Origin of the sequence: Pseudoalteromonas sp. A25 (assembly GCF_009176705.1) — a bacterium.
Lineage (GTDB): Bacteria > Pseudomonadota > Gammaproteobacteria > Enterobacterales > Alteromonadaceae > Pseudoalteromonas.
In genome coordinates this window covers 1,020,823-1,040,028 of sequence record NZ_AP021846.1, presented here as the reverse complement: position 1 = coordinate 1,040,028, position 19,206 = coordinate 1,020,823, and the positions used below count along the sequence as shown (strand labels likewise).

Here is a 19,206-nt window from a genome sequence, read left to right as displayed (position 1 = left end):
AATTGATTCATAAATACACTAAGTTGAAAGTGAACTCTATCAGTTTTACCAAACCTAAAAAATATGTCAATTTAAAATTCACGAACAATGATTTCTTTTTATAAGTGACTAAAGACTCTCATTCTAGGTAGCATTTTTTGAGCATGTATCTATATAACACGACATAGCGTTGATGCCTTACTAGCGACAAAAAATCATGACACTTTTATTTACTGCTAAGAAACGCCTCTATTGTCAAAGAAACAAATACTTACATTATCTGACATACTCCTACACCCACTCACAAAGGCTAAACAGACTCATACATGCGCAAAGCTATACACTGCCAAGCAAAATAAGCTAACAGGAACAATTGAATATGAAACATCTCTCGCTCATTGCCTTCGCTGTCGTATGTACCACTAGCTTTGCAACCCAAGCGCAGCAAAATAGCGAACCTCATCGAGTTGGCGCTCAGCTAAATGCAGGCGGAGCCTCTTATAAGAGTTCAAAGCAGGATGGTGATGGTGTTATGTCTCTTTATTTGTATTACAACTATCAATTTAACGAAACATGGGCACTAGAGATAGGCCTCAACGGTGGTACTGAAATAGATGACTGGAATTGCAAAGAATTAAATAATAAAAAGTTCATATGTGATAGAAATGATGAACTGCTATTTGGTATCGGCGCAGATGAGCTTAACTACAATAACTTGGTTGTTGCTACTAAAGGACAGTTTCAACTGACCAAAAACAGCTATCTTTATGGCAAGATAGGAGGTCAATATTATGATTACGAGATCGCAAAAAACAATAGCAAAATTTTAAATCAAGATGGGCTTGGTATGTTCGCTGAAGGCGGCTGGCAGTACGATTGGGACAACGGCTTTGCGTTCAATGCGGGGATACAGTATTTGACCATGGGAGATCTAGATATAAGCTCACTCAATGTTGGAATGAGTTATCGTTTTTAAGCGAATTTATTAAGAGTATAAAAAAACCGGCCATTAGCCGGTTTTTTAAATAAAGCAGTCGCTTAGAATGCAACGCCTAGAGACAAGTATACATGACGACCCGTCGTGTTGTATGTACGAGGATCCGTATTGTCGTTGAAACCAGTCGCAGCGTACGGTGGATCTTCGTCAAATACGTTATCTACACCGATAGTAGTTGTGAAGTTATCGAAGAAATAACTAAAACGAACATCGTGGATAACCTGCGAGTCAACCATACGTGAGGCTGGTTCACCCTCAGCTGGATCTCCAAATGGTTCTTCTGATTCGCCGATATAACGAATCGCGTAACCAGCTGACCAGTCATCTTTAGCTAGACGAATATCAACATTGGTTTTCCATTCAGGGAAGTTACCATCACCACCATTTTCATAATACCAACCCGCATTTTCTACGACTGAACCATCCGCCTGAGTGATGTCATACGTGTCGTAGCGTGTTGAATCTAGATTAAACGTTAACGCACCAAATGCTGTGTCGGTCGCATAACGTAGGTTGAAGTCAATACCTGATGAGTCAATTCCACCCACGTTTACAGTACGGTTATCAATGTCACTAGAGTTACCTAAAAGCGGTCCAGATGTGTAGCGCGAGATCTTGTCACAGTATGTACCTTCACTAGCACATTTATTTAGGATAAGTTGCTCACCAATTTGTGTAATTGCATTAGTTAGCTCAATATCCCAATAGTCAACCGTGAATGACAAGCCTTCAACAAATTCTGGGCTATAAACTAAGCCAAAAGTCACAATGTCAGCTTCTTCAGGCTGTAACTCTGTATTACCACCTAGTGTAGAAGATAGCTGATCGCCAATAGGCGTGAAGCCACTTGCAGGAACACCATCGGCAAGACAGAACTGTGTTGGATTAGATGCACATGGATCTGTTACCTCTGGACTGCTCGCAGAAGCACCAAGGAATAAGTCGGAAGTTGATGGTGCGCGGAATGCCGTTGATGATGTACCACGGAACATTAAACCATCAATTGGAGACCAACGAATACCGACTTTGTGATTAGTCGTATCACCAAACGTATCATAGTCAGAGTAACGAACCGCTAGGTCAAGCTCTAATACTTCTGCTAGTGGCGCGCCAGAAAGTAGTGGAATATTCGTTTCCATGTAGATTTCATCTACTGAGTACGCACCAAGCGTCTTCTCACGCGGGTTACCTGAAGTAATACCTAATGCGATTAGTGCATCAGGAAGGTCTGCACCTTTTTCTTCACGGTGCTCAACACCGACCGCTACACCAACCGTCCCAGCTGGCAATTCAAATGCATCACCGAATACACTTGCAGAAAGTATTTGTTGTTCGTTATAACCAAGATCATGAGCTTCAAATGAAATGAAATCTAACATTTCTTTTGAAATTTCAGAGTCTGTACCTGGAATACCAAATGTGTTTAATGATACACAACCTTCGATTACATTATCAGGTGTACCGCAAAGCACTTGTCCAGATGTCGCATCTAAGAATGAAGGACCGACTGCTTCAGATACTTTTTCAAAGTTTACACCACCGGCACGGTTGATTGCGCCATCGTTACGACCGAATATGTAAGAAACTTCATAGCCCCATGTGTCGCTAATATCACCTTCAAAACCAAATACAGCGCGTACCGTTTCAACACGGAAAGTCGTGTCACGACCTCCAGTTTCAACTACACGACGACGCCAGTCCGCGATATCCACCGACTCACCATTGGCGCTTTTAGGGCCAAACTGTTGATTATAGTAGTTATCTTTAGAGTACGTTGCGTCTGTCCAACCAAAGAATGCAAGTGGTCCAAGAGGTAGTGGAGCAAGTTTGGTATCTGATGAACGGCGGTTAAAGTTCATCTCAGTAAAGAAACGCAAGCTATCCGAGAACTCATAATTTGCTTGTGCAAATAGGCCATAACGCTCAGACGGTGTTAGGTGGAAGTTAGCTGGCGCGAAGTTGTATAAATCTTTACCTGCATCAAAACAATCGTAACCTGTAGGGTTTGTGAATTGAGTTGGATCTGATTGACCCGGGCCATTTGCGGCACCATGAGTAAATGCTTGACACAAATCGTCGTCTTGAGAGTTTATACCGTTATAAAAACCCCAAGGAATAGCTGAAGAGCCACCTTTATTCATGTCACCAGTTGAAGGGCTCAGGTTGTATTTGAATTTTGACCAATCACGGTCACCCGACATCTGTGCGCCATACTCAGAGTAGTAAGCACTAACTACAACATTACCTTTGTCGCCTGAAAAACCAACCGTAAAGTCATAGCTCTTAGTTTCACCATCACCACCGTGAGTAGATGCATCGTACATTGCATTTGCTTCAAAGCCTTCAAAGTCATTACGTGTGATGATGTTAACTACACCACCTACCGCATCTGAACCGTAAATTGCTGATGCACCATCTTTTAATACTTCAACACGCTTAATAATTGCGGTTGGAATTGTACTTAAGTCCACAGACGAATCGGCGCCTGAACCTGACGCTACAACACGACGGCCATTAAGAAGTACAAGTGTGCGCTCTGAGCCTAAACCACGTAAAGAAACACGTACAGCACCAGTACCACCATTATTTACCGCAGTGTTTGTAGCAGCACCCGCGACTGACGGAATTTCTTGAAGAATATCACCGACATTACTGATACCCGATGCAATTAAATCATCACGTGTGATTAACTGTACCGGGTTTGCACCTTCCATATCGGCACGTTTGATGCGTGAGCCTGTAACTTGAATTTTTTCGAAGCTCTCTGCAGATTCTTCTGCTGCAATTGCAGAACTTGCAGTAAATGCTGCCGTCGAAGTTGCACCAAAAGCGATCGCTAAGCGTACCGCTTTTGAAACTCTATTATTTAACATTTGTATCTCCCTGGACTACTTGTTAGTAGCTTGTAATTTTTTATGGGCTTTGCCCTTATGGGAAGTTGCACTGATGCAACATTCACCATGAATATTAAACAAGCATTGACGTTAGCGTCAACCGTAAATTATTTAATTTTCATCAATTACCCATCAAAGGTACAACAATAAATACATATCTCGTAAACAATCCAATGATCTTAAAAGGAAAACTTTTTTTGTTTGGTTAACTGAAAAAGAACATTTTCGTAATCAGGTAGCATCATAAGTATTGGATATATTTGCTTTTCAATGTAGTGTTCGTAATCAAGCTCTACAAAGTTTGGACTTATTTTAGGTCCTGATTTAGTTATATAATAACGCACCAAGCTTCCCTTTTTGAAACAAGCGGATTTGTCTTCACGCATTTTTTCTTTTGCAGCTCTAACATGTGGGGGGATATTTTTGACATACTGCTCTAATCCTTTTCCTAAGCGTTTCGAATAAAGCAACAATGAGTTCACTTCTCCAGAATATATTTTATCGCTATACGCTTTTGTTATTGCAAACACATCAGCATCATTAAAAAGTGCTTTTATAACATCTCGTTGATATCTTTTTGCGATTTCAGTCCAGTCACTTCGCACACTTTCCATTCCTTTAAATATCAATTCGCATTTTTTATTAACATATGTTTCGCCCACATAGCGCTTTTTCGAGCCCACTGTCTGACCGCGGATCGTTGGCATGAAAAAATTGTGATATAGCGTCTCAAATTCAATTTCTAAATAACTAGGTAACTTATAGTTGTCATGACAGTATTGCAGCCAGTGCTGGTTTACCACCTTAACTAAACACTCAGCTTCGTTATGACATTTTTGTAGACTCCAAGATTTTGGAAACCTAACAAAAGTAGAGTCCGTATCCCCATAGATCACTTCAAACCCCCTACTCTCAATGACCTTTTTTGTTGCTTGCATAATTTCATGACCACGCAGCGTAATAGAGCTTGATAAACGAGGATCATAAAATCGGCAGCCTTTTGAGCCCAATACACCGTATAGACTGTTCATGATGATCTTAATTGCTTGAGACAGCATTTTGTCATTTGCCTGCTTAGCTAACTGACGTGCTTCTGTCAGCTGAGCGACGATACTTGGCAGGTGGTGTGCGGTACGTGAAAAGTATCCTTGATTAAAGCCTTCAATAGCTTCATCACGGTTCTTTAGCCCCTCGATAAGACCCAGAGGATCAATACAAAAGGTTCGAATTATTGAGGGGTACAAACTCTTGAAGTCAAGCACAACTACATTTTTATACAAACCAGGTTTAGACTCCATCACATAGCCACCTGGACTTTCAAAACTCAACCCATGCTCAGACAAATTTGGCGCAATATAGCCACTTCTATGCAACAGCGGCAGATAAAGATTAGTAAATGCCGCGACCGAGCCTCCCATTCGCTCCAACTCAAGACCGGTTAATTGACTACGAGCAATAGCAAAATCAATAAGATTAAGCTTAGAAAAAATAGCAAGTACCAGCTCACAGTCTTTTAAGTTGTACGCCGCCAAAGTTAGCTTGTCTTCATTAAACTGCCTGATAATTTCTTCTAAACGGTCTTCCTGATCTATTAATTTTGTTTGCCCTAAGACCTTTTGAGCAACATTGGACAAGCGAAAGCTATCAAAATGATAAGTGGCATTTTTTAGTGTATCTATGCCATCAATAACAACTCTGCCTGAAATTAATACGCGAACATAATTGCCTTTATAAATACTGATAGGTTGATCATCTTTGCCTAAAATAAGCCTAACACCCAGCATATGTGCCCGCTCTGCCAGCACAACAAAGTCAAATTCGATGACGTTCCAACCAACAATTACATCTGGGTCAAAAAACGCGATTTTTTGCATTAGTACCTGCAATAAATCATATTCATCGCTTACCCACTCAATGTACGAGTCGTCATTTAATTTATCTGCCTCTACTGGTGGTTCCCCTATCATAATGACACAACGTTGCTGGTAGGTTGCTAATCCAACACAAAAGAGTACGCCATCACCATCACACTCAATATCCAATGAAAGAACGCTAAACTTAGGCCTAAATGAAGAGTTTTCTTTAAACTTTGCTCCTTTAAGTAAGGTATATCCATCACATTCAACGGCTTCACCTTGTACCCAAGCACTACCGCGTATGAAGCGCTCCATCAAAAAGCGATCACAATGACGAATATCCTCTTCATAGAGCGTAACTTCTGAGCCTAATAACTGCTTTGCTAAATGATAACTACGACTACTTTCACTGTAACACGCCACCATACTTTGCTGATCAAAGTGCTTTAATCTAACTGCCTCAAAATGAATATGTGCGTCTGCGTTATTTATCATTGCTTTAGCCTTGGGCAATTCATTTGCTTTGATAAAAAATACAGCTCGCTCACCTTGTACTATTGCCTTTACAGGGCCTTGAGGAGTTTTGAGCCAATAACACAGCCCAAGCCTACCCTGATGATTCATTTGTTGGCGTGATAATATAAAGCCTTCATACACTGCTTGTGCCAAACTAATTACCCATCTAAAATAGCTATCGTTACTGTAATTATATACATATAGAACTCTATTAGGCGATCCCATGCTTTCAGACGCGCTCAAAAAAACAATACGTACCACACACCAAAATATCGCTGAAAGCTTAGAAGGCTATCGTCATCGCAGTAGTCAAAATTACCTAGTTGCAGAAATAGCTAAAACTCTTGCTGGCGAATATCATAAAACCCAAAGAATTTGCGTTATTGAAGCAGGCACAGGCACTGGTAAATCATTAGCCTATTGTTTGGGTGCTTTACCTATGGCGCTTGCGAAAAAAAAGAAGTTAGTCATATCTACAGCAACAGTGGCTTTGCAAGAGCAACTGATCAATAAAGAGCTCCCCTTTTTTCTAAGCCACTGTGGTTTTGAGTTTAAGTTTGATCTGGTAAAAGGCCGTCAACGCTATATTTGTGTACAAAAGCTCAATGCAGCGTTAGATGAAGACAGTATGCAACTATCGATGATGCCAACACTACCATCTCCTCTGTCCGATATGGAACAAAAGTGTTTAAAAGAATTACATAGCGCATATCAAGATAAACGTTGGCAAGGCGACCGAGACAGCTGGGCGGATACCATTCCCGATAAAGTGTGGAATCTAATCGCGTGTGATAAGCACGCTTGCCAGCGGCAAATGAAATCACATCATTTGTGTCCATTTCACTTAGCACGACAAAAAATGGGGCAAATGGATGTATTGGTTATTAATCATGCCTTACTGTTAGCCGATTTAGAGCTTGGGGGAGGGAAAATTTTACCCGAGCCAGATGATACCTTTTATGTTATTGATGAAGCACACCACTTGCCTCACATAACCAGAGACTTTTCATCTGCTGCAGCAACAATAAAAGGCACCATAGACTGGCTAGAAAAGTTACTGAAATTTAGTGGAAAAATGGCTGCAACTATCGTGTCACAAAAAGCCATTGGCCAGAATTTTAAACTCAATGATGCGGCTAATGACGCAAGTAAAGACCTTAAAGTCGTACGAGATATACTAGATACTGCCGATTTTAGTTACAACCAAGAGGATACGTTTCGCTTTGAACATGGCGTTGTACCTGACTCACTCAACGCAAAAGCAAAAGACATAAGCGATGCCACTTGGGATGTATTGCGCGCTTTAAACAAGATGCATGACGCCTTAACCTTAGATGTCAGTGATGGGGATGTAAAACCATTTTTAGCCGATCCATTGCTAGCAGAAAGCGGGCAATACATTAATCGATTAGAGCAGCTGCATAAACTTTGGCATAGCTACGCCAACAAAGGAGAACACACACCTCATGCTCGTTGGATAAAGCGCCTAGAATACAAACACCACCACGACCACCTATTATGCGATTGCCCCATTGAAGTAGGCTATTACCTCAAGGATAAACTTTGGAAAGAATGTGCAGGAGCAGTCTTATGCTCAGCGACTTTAAGCGCATTGGGAACATTTGACCACTTTGCCAAAGAAAGTGGTTTAACTAACGAACCCGGCGTCAAATTTATCAAAGCAAATTCTCCGTTCGAATACTCTAGGCAGGCTACACTGCACTTACCCACGTCAGATATAGACCCAACAGATAAAGCATTCAGTGATCATCTTGCTAAAATACTTCCTAGTTACTTGGATAAATCCAAAGCAAATTTGGTGCTTTTTGCATCATATTGGCAAATGGATCACGTAGTAAGACTGCTCAGGAAAAATCATTGGCAAATATTAGTGCAAGGTGAGCAATCTCGTGAAAGCTTACTAAAAACACACAAAAGCAACATCGACAATGGTAAAGGTAGCATTTTATTTGGTACACAAAGCTTATCTGAAGGGCTTGACTTACCAGGTGTATATCTTGAAAACCTAATAATTACCAAAATTCCTTTTGCCGTTCCCACCTCCCCCATTGAGGAAGCACAGGCAGAGTTTGTGCAAAGCAAAGGAGGAAATCCTTTTTTATCTATCACAGTACCAGATGCTGCCAAGAAATTAGTGCAAAGCTGTGGTAGACTGCTTCGTAAAGAAACAGATAGCGGCCGTATAATAATATTAGACAGGCGCCTGGTAACAAAACGTTACGGCAAAGCCATGCTTGATACTCTGCCACCCTTTAAAAGACAAATAGATTATTAAATGTTTGAATTAGCGCTCGACCCAATGACTTGGGGGTTACTTTGTGTAGTTGCTCTTGCAGCTGGCTTTATTGATGCCATTGCCGGAGGTGGCGGTATGCTTACGGTACCAGCACTACTAACAGCCGGACTTCCTCCTCATGTAACACTCGCAACAAACAAACTGGCTGCAAGCTTTGGCTCACTAACAGCAAGTATAACTTACTATCGCAAACGCCTTTTCGATCCTTCTTTTTGGGCTGCGTCCATTCTAGCAACCGCTATCGGTGCCATACTTGGCACTTTAACGGTAGATTATCTAAGTACTGATTTTTTAAACAAGTTACTTCCGATCATCATTATTTGCGTGGCATGCTATAGTTTATTTGGCAAATTAAGTCCTACAGAATCTCATACGTTACCAGTAAAAAAAACTATTTTTAAAGTAAAACAATGGATACAAGGCCTATCTCTAGGGTTCTTCGATGGTATAGCAGGTCCAGGTGCCGGCACGTTTTGGACGGCATCAAATAGTTTACTCTACAAAATGAGTTTGCTGCTCAATTGTGGACTTGCTCGTTCAATGAACTTTGTGTCTAACTTTGTCTCGCTCATTACTTTTGTCGCGTTAGGACACGTTAACTTTTTACTTGGTATTTCAATGGGAATGTTTTTGATGCTCGGTGCTTGGATTGGCGCTCACTCAGCCATTAAGTTTGGTAGTAAATTAATTAAGCCACTATTTAATACGGTAGTCATCGTGTTAGCAATAAAACTCATTGCCGAGGCCTATTTTTCATGACACATGCGCTTGAACGTTTAAACCAGCAAGTAGCCAGATTAGCCGAACAAGCAAAACAATTCGACAATGCCAAATGGTTTGATAAAAATAGATATATTCAAGCCCAACCTAGCCTATTTGACCGCACCGTGTTTGCGACTAAAAGTTTAGTTTTAAGCGACTACATTGATGAGATCACGGCTCAAATCAGACACCTCCCTCCGATGGAGAACCGCCATGCGTACGGCTTTGCTTTACAACGAGTAGCAACACAAATAGAAGCGGTCATAAAAGTATTAAAATCGACCCCTGTTTGGGCAAAAGAGAACAAAACAAACTATACGAAAAAAAATAAAGTTTACAAAAAAGCAGTACAAAAGATCATGCAAAGCTCCCATGAGCTTTATCAAGAGCTATCACAAAATCACGAATTTGAAAGACGCTTGATGGAAATGATCGATTTACGAAAAATACAGCTTGATAAAGCCTCACCAGAGCAAGCAAAACAGCTCAACCAAGAAATTCTAGCACTACACGCACGCCTTGGAAGGTGTCGAAAAGCGATTTCATCAACCGAAGTAAAAATTCAACACGTTGAAAAGCAGCAGAACCGCTAATGTTTTTTTACCACCCTTTGTACTCACAATTGCGCTTAGCGGAACACCACCGCTTTCCAATCAAAAAATATGCGCTACTCAAACAAAGGCTCCTAAAGCGACAGTTAGATCAATATATAGTTGCTCCGCAAAAGGCGGCTATCGGATCAATCATCTTATGTCATGATAGCAAGTATGTGCGCAGCTTTATCGATGGAACTTTAGATAACAAAGCAATCCGAAAAATGGGCTTTCCTTGGTCAGCGGCACTAGTAGAGCGAACCCTCTTTTCTGTTGGTGCTAGCATCGCCGCTGCAACATACGCACTTGAGCACGGCATTGCTGTAAACCTTAGCGGAGGTTACCACCATGCTCATCACGATTTTGGCGCTGGTTTTTGTATCTTTAATGACCTAGCGATCGCAGCATGCGAGCTTATCCAGCAGGAAAAAGTAGAAAAGGTGGTGATTTTTGACTGTGACGTGCATCAAGGCGATGGCACTGCAACAATACTTGAGCAGCGTTCTGACATCATTACATGTTCGATTCATTGCGAACGTAACTACCCTCGCACTAAAGCGTGCTCTGACTATGACTTTGCTTTGCCAAATAACGTACAAGATCAAGCCTATCTCGAAACGGTAGAGCAAGCACTTAAGTTTGTCTGTCGAGTGCACCAACCCGATCTGCTTCTTTATAACGCTGGGGCAGACATCTATGCCAAAGATGAACTTGGCATGTTCAATGTGAGTCTTGAAGGAGTGCAATTGCGAGATAAGATGGTTATTGACTACTGCCAAAGCAAGGCATTGCCCCTCATGGCTGCAATGGGTGGCGGGTACCAACGCGATGTATCTCAACTTGTTGATGTTCATGAACAGTTTTTTATTGCTCTGCTAAATAAGCCAGCTATTATTGTATAGAGCAAACGAATACAGTTTTTTGGTGCGCAAAATGAAATTACATGATGATGTACACAACTACTATGAAAGAATCGTATTAGAGAAAATTATCGAGCACAACTTAGATAAAAAGTACGACGAAGAAGTGATGGCTGATTTCTGCTGCACGGTACTTAATCAATTACCAGCGCGTTATATTCGCAACGATGTAGATATGGTATTTTACCTACCAGGACATGAGAGGGAGCTTATGGAGCAGCGAGTTGAAACTGCCATAGAAGTCGCTGTAGCACAAGTAGCCAAAAAAGGCTCAACCCGAAATGAGTAATTCTCTTGAGAAAGCCCCGCAACATGTAAAACTAGCTGTAGATCTCATCCTACTCTTAGAGCAAAATAATGTATCAGCTGAAGACGTACTCGCAGCTTTAGAGATTGTAAAAAGCGACTTTGAGCAAAAAGTAACATCTAAAAAGCAAGATCAAAACATTAAAAATTAACTTTTTTGAATCATTTTATTCACATAGAATATTTACTCACTTTTTAAATTTAAGCAATTGAGTAAATTATTATGACAAAAAGCCCTTTCTTAATTATTGCCTGTACTCTCTCTATATTTAGTAGCCGTGCAGCACTATCGAGCGACTTTACAGCTCTTGATCAAGCGTTACCTGCAAATTATGTGATCAATGGTACTGAACCTGTTTTTGACTTTGATAACGACGGATGCTTACCAAGTGCAGGAATTAGCAGAACCGGTGAACAAAACTCTGGACTTAAAACATCAGGTTCATTGGGCGGTAACTGTCGTGATAACTATTTTTTAGATACTTCAAATACAATACACCGGTATGCGTGCAAAGAGACTCTACAAGGTCGATATTGCGCCCATTTTTATGCTTTATACTTTAAAAAAGATCAGATTTTCCCTTATTTAGGTGGAGGGCACCGTCATGACTGGGAATATGCTGCAATATGGACACATGATGGCATAGTTACCCATGGAAGTTATAGCGCGCATGGAGACTTATATACAAAGGAAGCATCAGAACTACCGTTTGAAAATGGACATTTAAAGATTGTATATCACAAGGATGGATTATTAACCCACGCCCTGCGTTTCGCCAAAACGCAAGAGATCGCCGAAAATAGTTACAATCGATTTGTAACACCTAAGATCATTAGTTGGTTTGAAATGCAAGGAGATGGTCTGAGCAACCAAGTTTTAAGAGAGCGATTAAATCAATTTGACTATGGCTCAGCGACCTTGCCAGTAAAAGATAATCGCTTTTTGTATAATATCAATCGCTTCAAACCATCCAACTACCCTACTTTTGATGAAGTAGACACTCAGCCATAACTAAACTATTTGTGCAGCCCTAAAAGCTGCACTGCACCGCTGTAAAAGCCCTTTAGTAGGGCTTTAAAAATGTAAATTGTGCTTCAAAGAATATTGCAAATTATCCTAATTCGTTACAAATTGTTGCCATTCGGCGATTTATCTCAAATTTGCGGCCATTTGTCGCTAACTACCGAACTTGCGAATATTTCTACGCTAGCAGATTGTTTCAATTTGCTTAATACTAGAGCGATATAGACTAAAATTGGATACAGTCATGAACCTAACACGCAGTTCGCTAAAAAATCCCGCGAGTGTATTAGTGATCTTAACGTTAATTATGCTGTTTGGGGTTATCAGCATTTTTAAACTTCCGATACAGTTAACACCAGATATTGAACAACCACAGATCACTATATTTTCAGGTTGGCGGCAAGCTGCCCCCGAAGAAATTGAATCAATGATCATTGAGCCACTTGAAAATGCAGTCAAGAACACCCCAGGAGCCTTGGAAGTAAATACCAATATCAACCAAGGTAACGGTTTTATTTCTTTAACTTTTGCTGTTGACGCTGATATGCAACAAGCAATGCTTGATGTCTTAACCAGCTTAAATCAAGCTCCTCCATTGCCCTTAGATGCAACTGACCCCATTGTAACGGCTGGAGGCGGAGGAGGACCGGGCTCTGGAGGACCAACAGCAGCAAGCTTATTGGTTGTGCCCCTGAATGTCGACAGTGAAAAATTCGATATGGCGAACTACCAAAAGCAAATCGAAGATTTTATTGAGCCAAGATTGGCAAAAATTCCAGGTGTGTCGCGTGTAAACCTTAATAGTCAACGTCAAAGGGAGCTTCGTGTTACCTTCGATCCACACAAGGCAGCAGCTCTTGGCATTAGCTTAGGACAAATAAGACGCACCATTTCAAACTCTACTGATGTTTCAGGCGGCTTAGCAGACGTAGGGCGGCGTCAGTACACAGTTAGATTTACAGGAAAGTATGATGTTGACAGCCTTACTCAAATGCGTGTCGGCTATTCAGGATCACGCCCGATTTATTTAGGAGATATTGCTACCGTTACTGATACCGTTACTGATAGACGCTCTATGACATTACGTAACGGCAAACCAGCATACTACATCACTATCTCGCGTAGTAATGATTCAAATACTGTTGCGGTACTTGACGGCTTAAATCAAGCAATACATGAACTCAATAACGGCATCTTAAAAGAAGCAGGCTTAGCAATTGAGCTAAGTTATGATGCATCAGTTCACATCCGTAATGCGTTGCAGCTGGTAAAAAGTAACCTAGGACTCGGTGTACTGATGGCTTGTGGTATTTTATGGCTGTTTTTTAGGGGAATGCGTGCGACTTTAGTTATCGCGGCAACAATCCCTGTATCGCTAATGGTGGCCTTTTTAGCTTTAAATATTTTCGAGCGTAGCCTTAATGTTGTTTCGTTGGCGGGGCTTGCATTTGCCGTTGGATTAGTGCTCGATGCAGCGATTATTGTACAAGAAAATATAGCTCGGCTTAAGAGCGAAGGCCTTGCAAGTAGCAAAGCAGCATTAAAAGGTGCAACTCAGGTAGCAGGCGCGTTATTCGCTTCAACAGCAACAAGTGTCGCAATTTTCTTACCCATTATGTTCATGGCTGGTATTGAAGGACAGTTGTTCTCAGATCTGGCACTTACGCTATCTATTGCGGTCATAGCTTCTTTAATCTGTGCTCTGACTATTATACCGATTGCAAACACATATCTTCCTGAGCCAAAAAACTCTGAAGACCCGTATAAAGCTTATTGGACAAAGCTAACCAAGTTAGTCATGTCATTAACGAACAGCCGCACAAAACAAGTAATATGGGTTTCCTCTTTATTAGGCAGTTCACTACTTGTAACACTCACACTACTGCCACAAACAGATTTTATGCCCAGAGCACCAACTGACGGTTTCTTCTATAGCTTAAACTCTCCCCCGGGAGCCAACATAAGCTATATGGAAGAAGAAATTGCTCTGCGCGTTAAAGAGCGTTTAATGCCCTACTACAATGGGGAGAAAACACCAAAGATAAAAGATTTCAACTTTTACGTATTTGGCGCAAATGCGGGTGGTTTTATTTACTCTGACGATCCACAACGAGTTGAAGAGCTAATGAAAGTAGCCAGAGAGGAAATATTTCAAGACTTACCTGATACACAAGTATTTCTATTCAGAGGCTCGATGATCCAAGTATCAAACGGAGGTGATGGCAGGGCGATTAACATCGACCTTACTGGTCCAAATATGGATGATTTAATAGCTGGAGCCAAAATAGCTTTAGATGAAGTGAAAAAAGTCTTACCAGAAGCTACTGCACAACCACAACCAAGCTTAGATATGGCTGAGCCAGAACTTAGGTTAAATCCAAATGATAGACGCATTACACAAGCAGGGTTAACACGCAATGATGTTGCTCAAGCCGTACAAGCATTTACTGGAGGGCTGTTCATCAATGAATATTTCAATGGTAACGAACGTATGAATGTCATTCTAAGAGCAAACGCATGGCAAACACCTGAAGAGCTAAATGCATTGCCGTTGGTTACTCCCAACTCTGGTATTCAAACCCTAGGAGAACTTGCTGACATTGAACGCACTGTCGGGCCTACTCAATTACGTCGCGTAAATGGCAAGCGTACCGTATCTGTTGTAGTTACTCCCCCAGCCAATATGAGTCTTCAACAAGCGCAAACGTTGCTCGCTGAACATGTCATGCCTAAAATTCGCCAAGGTATTCCTTCTAGCTCTAGCGTTATTTTAGGAGGGAATGCCCAAAAAATGAACTCAGCAATTGAGGAGATGACGATTAATTTTGCGCTTGCTCTGTTTATACTATTCTTGCTGATGACTGCATTATTTAAATCGGCAAAAGACAGCTTCTTGGTGCTACTAGTAATGCCGCTCGCTATTGCTGGCGGAGTGCTGGCGCTATATATATTAAACCTCTTTACGTTTCAGTCGCTAGACTTGCTAACAATGATAGGGTTTATCATTTTACTCGGCTTAGTAGTGAACAATGCGATTTTACTTGTCGACCAAACGAGATACTGTGAACAACAAGGTATGACACGAGCTTTGGCCGTAAAACAAGCTGTCCTCATGCGCGCTCGACCTGTATACCTTAGTACGCTGACCAGTTTATTTGGTATGTTGCCTCTTATGCTTATGCCCGGAGTGGGCTCTGAAATATATCGTGGGCTTGCTACTGTTATTGTTGGAGGTATGGCCATCAGCGCAATCTTTACTCTCGTGTTAATGCCAAGCCTTTTACAACTCGGTAAACAGCGCCCACCAAAAGCAACACCATCTTCAGACGCAAACAAACCTGCGTTAAATTTAGTCGCCAACCAGTAAGAGAATTATTATGTTGTTATTCAGAAAAATGTTTAATTCGCACCCAGTTAGAATAAGTACTTTGTTACTTGCGCTAAACATTACTTTTGCCCCCTTGGCTTATTCTAAAGTGCCAGTTACTGTCGAGACATTAACAAATGCCCCTCTTAATAGTGAACTTTCTGTGCATGGTACACTTTACGGAAAGCAAGATGTAAAACTAACAGCTGCTGTTGGCGGGTTACTTACCTATGTGGCTGAACCTGGTAAAGTTGTATCCAAAGGTGAAGTATTAGCTAGAATGGATACACTGCCGCTTGAGCTTGAGCAAGCTAGGCAACAAGAAATGCTAAACAGAGCAAAAATTAATTTACGATTCCAAAAACAAGAACTAGAGCGACTCAAACAGTTGGCAAAAACAAGTAGTGCAGCGGCAAGTCAAGTGGATAAAGTTCAACAGCAACATGATCTAGCTAAGTCAGACATTGCACTTGCACAGATTGAGCTCAAAGTCATTGCTGACAAGCTCAATCGCTCTATATTAAAAGCACCTTTTGCAGGTGTTGTAAGTGAGCGTTATAGCCGTTCAGGCAAAGATGTGAATAGATCTGATGAGCTATTGAGCCTTATTGATATAAACAACCTTGAAGCAAGGCTGTTTATTCCAGTTAAGTACCTAAAGTACATAACTAATGGTATGAATCTACCAATTTCAGCAGGGAGTATAGGAAATAAGCTCACAGCCAATACTACGGTAACTGCCGTGATCCCTACAACAGATCCACGTTCACAATCATTTGAAGTCAGAGCTACGCTACCCAAGCAAAGTAATCATAGCTGGGCTGCTGGACAACTAGTTGATGTGATAGTTCCCTTAACAAGCAATAGAGCGGAATTACTTGTAGATCGCGATGCCCTTATATTACGAAAGCAAGGGGTACATATTGTACGAATAAATAAAGATAATAAAGCTGAGCAAATTCCTGTTTCGGTTGGCAAAGGCCAAGGCAAACTTGTGGCAATAAAACCATTGAACGAAGGCGCGATATCAGTGGGAGACACAATTGCTGTTAGAGGTGCAGAGCGGCTGTCTACGGGACAAGAGGTCGATGTGCAAATGCAAAAAAGAATAAACGCATCTTAATGATTTGATACTGATTACTAGCCCAATGAGCAGGTTCACAACAGTGGGCCTCGCTCATTTTTCATGCTGGAGTTAAGCCTTTTAGCCATACCGAACTAATAAACGCAAACTAAACACTTATCACTCTTCAGAGCAAATTTACTCATTTATCCTTTTATTATTCAAAAATTTTTCAACAACGAGCTGATGCAGGCGATGAGCAGGGTAAGAGATGAATATTAGAGTTATAAATAAATTCGATAAAGCGACGACTTGGCTATAGATACCTCTAAGAATATCAGTATCAAAAATTACTCTGTCTACGTACCTAAATAAAAAAAGCATCATTATCGTTGCTGAAATATAAAATCCGTACGTGGTGATACGAGCAAACTCACATCGTTTTAAATTGTGCCAGTGCAGAACGGTTACCATGAACAAAGCTTCATGGATACTGAAATAAATATAAAAAACTTGTCGCGTTGCTTGCACCCCCATGCCCAAACCAAGAATTAAATCACCAATAAAAGTGCCTGACACATTAAAAAATAAAGCGACACAGATATAAATAAAAAATGAGTGCTCAAACTCAATTTTAGGTATATTCTTAGGCCGCCCAAAAATAAGCGACCTAAGAGGGTCATTCGCGAGCCAAACAAATAGCAAGATCGCTAAAACTTTCATTAAGATTAATATCCATCCAATATGGATTAAAACTTCATTCATCAAATATCCTTTTAAAACAACCTTGTACCTTTCCTAATATGGAGTTGGATTATTATTCTTTCTCGGTGGCTCAATGCCATTTGCACCACCTCCCCCACTGCCCCCTACTACGTGTTCTAGCACGTCTTGAGGAAGCTCTCTTTTATTTTTCATTTTGTTACACATTAACTTACTCCATTTATCAATTTTTAACAACCAAGAACATAACGCTACTCTCTAAATGCAAAACCAAAGCATTCATACAACCCCAAGCGCTACATAAATAAAGCTAGTCTCTAACTTAAAAAATGTAAAATAACTGTGAGACAATAAACATTTTTTTTACTTATTTGAATAGCTTAAAATATGAAATAATTCATATTTAGACTAAGCGAAACCCCCTATTAATTGCAACTATTGAAATACATTTTTTAATAAACCTTGACGCTACAAGCACCTAGAGCTATGGGTGGCCGCGTAAAGCTTCGGAATTTATTATGTATCAGACACGCTTAGCTTGTTAAAATTTTTACAAGTTAGCTAATGAAAAATATGTAATGGCGAAATAGATTAGCATCACCTGATTAGAGTTGTTTCTCTATTGGGAAAATAGGCATCAACTGGAAATGAACCAAACAGTTATGAGAGTTAGTGAAAATGGCTACTAGCCAACCACTAAAGAAGTTTATGCTCAACCGTATTGGGTTTTTGCTAAAAACTGTATTTGGGTTAATATAAAGCAGTGGCAATATGTTCTGAATGTGCGGCTCGGTAGCTTGGAAACAACGATAAATTGGCAAACATACCTCCTATCTATGTAAACCTCACAGGGTTGCAGCATACAATAGAGGAAGACTCCCGTGGGCAATTAAGAACCCGATATTTAGCTTTGTTCCATTTCAAACGAGGTCAAACCCGCACCCAGATTGCAATGAACCTCGGTGCTGCTAGAGACAGTGTTAATGCTTGGGTCTCCAACTACCTTGCATATGGCCTTGACGGTTTGCAAGATAAGCCCAGACCAGGCAGAACCCATCAGCTTTGTGCAAACCAACAAAAACAACTCAGAAGTTCATCCTAGATAACGCAGTGAAACCTGACGGAGGTCGCCTAATCGCAGAGGATGTACGCTGCTATATTCGCGATACCTTGCAGGTCGATTACGAATTGAGAAATGTCTATCGCATCATGCATTCACTGGGGTTTAGCTGGATAACCAGTCGCTCGCAACACCCAAAGCAATCTCCTGAGGCGCAAGACGCTTTTAAAAAACTTTCAGCGGGAAACGATCCTTCACACCCCAAGTCACCTACCACTTGAACGAGTTGATGTCTGGTTTCAGGATGAAGCACGATTTGGGCAACAAAACCAGACAACCAGAATATGGGCTACTAAAGGCAGCAGGCCGAGGGTAGTTAAGCAACAACAGTTTGAGTATGGCTATTTGTTCGGTGCGGTGTGCCCGGGAATGGAAAAACGGAGGCATTCATTAGTCCGTTTGTGAACAAAGCTGCCATGAGACAACTCTTGAAACAGATCAGCGATGCAACGGAGGCGGGACGACATGGGGTGGTTATTATTGATGGTGTTCGCTGGCATACACAGGATACGGCCTCATCCTTTAACAATGTCACCCTTATCAAGCTGCCGCCGTATTCGCCGGAGCTAAATCCGATAGAGCAAGTATGGCTGAGGCAACATAGCCTTTCAAACAAGGTTTTTAAAGGCTATGACGATATTGTGGAGCAGATATCCGTGGCATGGAATACGTTTATCTCGAATATTGAGCGGGTAAAGTCGGTGTGTTCCAGAGAGTGGATTGAATTGGTCAATTAATTGAATTAGTCTCGACTTGATCTGACATTTCG

13 protein-coding genes and 1 pseudogene are annotated in these 19,206 nt (G+C 41.0%); 11 read left to right on the top strand and 3 right to left on the bottom strand.

What is annotated here, in order from left to right; all coding sequences use genetic code 11:
• Positions 1 to 358 precede the first annotated feature (358 nt).
• Entirely contained in the window at positions 359 to 955 is a 597-nt protein-coding gene (locus GDK41_RS04610) for a porin family protein (RefSeq protein ID WP_152085304.1), read from the top strand.
• Positions 956 to 1,017: 62 nt separating this feature from the next.
• Here GDK41_RS04610 and GDK41_RS04605 read toward each other — a convergent pair whose 3' ends face one another.
• Positions 1,018 to 3,849, bottom strand: a complete 2,832-nt coding sequence (locus GDK41_RS04605) for a TonB-dependent receptor domain-containing protein (protein ID WP_152085303.1) — start codon at positions 3,847 to 3,849, stop codon at positions 1,018 to 1,020.
• Between the two features lie 200 nt (positions 3,850 to 4,049).
• Positions 4,050 to 6,395, bottom strand: coding sequence for a DNA polymerase II (locus GDK41_RS04600; protein ID WP_152085302.1), 2,346 nt, complete (start codon positions 6,393 to 6,395; stop codon positions 4,050 to 4,052).
• 70 nt (positions 6,396 to 6,465) lie between these two features.
• Between GDK41_RS04600 and dinG the strand changes: the two genes are divergently transcribed.
• The 9 genes from dinG (at position 6,466) to GDK41_RS04555 (ending at position 16,654) form a co-directional block, all read left to right on the top strand.
• A complete protein-coding gene (gene dinG / locus GDK41_RS04595; RefSeq protein WP_152085301.1) occupies positions 6,466 to 8,538 on the top strand; it encodes an ATP-dependent DNA helicase DinG in 2,073 nt (690 codons plus the stop codon).
• On the top strand, positions 8,539 to 9,318 hold the full coding sequence (locus GDK41_RS04590) for a TSUP family transporter (protein ID WP_152085300.1): 780 nt from the start codon (positions 8,539 to 8,541) through the stop codon (positions 9,316 to 9,318).
• Positions 9,315 to 9,914, top strand: coding sequence for a primosomal replication protein (locus GDK41_RS04585; protein ID WP_152085299.1), 600 nt, complete (start codon positions 9,315 to 9,317; stop codon positions 9,912 to 9,914). The genes GDK41_RS04590 and GDK41_RS04585 overlap by 4 nt, the downstream gene beginning before the upstream one ends.
• On the top strand, positions 9,914 to 10,816 hold the full coding sequence (locus tag GDK41_RS04580) for a histone deacetylase family protein (RefSeq protein ID WP_152085298.1): 903 nt from the start codon (positions 9,914 to 9,916) through the stop codon (positions 10,814 to 10,816). The genes GDK41_RS04585 and GDK41_RS04580 overlap by 1 nt, the downstream gene beginning before the upstream one ends.
• Positions 10,817 to 10,847: 31 nt before the next feature.
• Positions 10,848 to 11,123, top strand: coding sequence for a late competence development ComFB family protein (locus tag GDK41_RS04575; RefSeq protein ID WP_152085297.1), 276 nt, complete (start codon positions 10,848 to 10,850; stop codon positions 11,121 to 11,123).
• Positions 11,116 to 11,292, top strand: coding sequence for a YbaM family protein (locus GDK41_RS04570; RefSeq protein WP_152085296.1), 177 nt, complete (start codon positions 11,116 to 11,118; stop codon positions 11,290 to 11,292). The genes GDK41_RS04575 and GDK41_RS04570 overlap by 8 nt, the downstream gene beginning before the upstream one ends.
• A 71-nt stretch (positions 11,293 to 11,363) precedes the next feature.
• The gene (locus GDK41_RS04565; RefSeq protein WP_152085295.1) at positions 11,364 to 12,152 is read left to right on the top strand and encodes an NPP1 family protein; all 789 of its coding nucleotides are present in this window, start codon (positions 11,364 to 11,366) and stop codon (positions 12,150 to 12,152) included.
• Between the two features lie 256 nt (positions 12,153 to 12,408).
• The gene (locus GDK41_RS04560; protein WP_152085294.1) at positions 12,409 to 15,531 is read left to right on the top strand and encodes an efflux RND transporter permease subunit; all 3,123 of its coding nucleotides are present in this window, start codon (positions 12,409 to 12,411) and stop codon (positions 15,529 to 15,531) included.
• A gap of 10 nt (positions 15,532 to 15,541) precedes the next feature.
• Positions 15,542 to 16,654 (top strand): efflux RND transporter periplasmic adaptor subunit, encoded by a 1,113-nt coding sequence (locus GDK41_RS04555; protein ID WP_232056523.1) that lies wholly within the window; start codon positions 15,542 to 15,544, stop codon positions 16,652 to 16,654.
• Between the two features lie 138 nt (positions 16,655 to 16,792).
• Here GDK41_RS04555 and GDK41_RS04550 read toward each other — a convergent pair whose 3' ends face one another.
• Positions 16,793 to 17,359, bottom strand: coding sequence for a hypothetical protein (locus GDK41_RS04550; RefSeq protein ID WP_152085293.1), 567 nt, complete (start codon positions 17,357 to 17,359; stop codon positions 16,793 to 16,795).
• Positions 17,360 to 18,149: 790 nt separating this feature from the next.
• Between GDK41_RS04550 and GDK41_RS04545 the strand changes: the two are divergent.
• Positions 18,150 to 19,174: pseudogene (locus tag GDK41_RS04545) on the top strand (IS630 family transposase).
• Positions 19,175 to 19,206 lie beyond the last annotated feature (32 nt).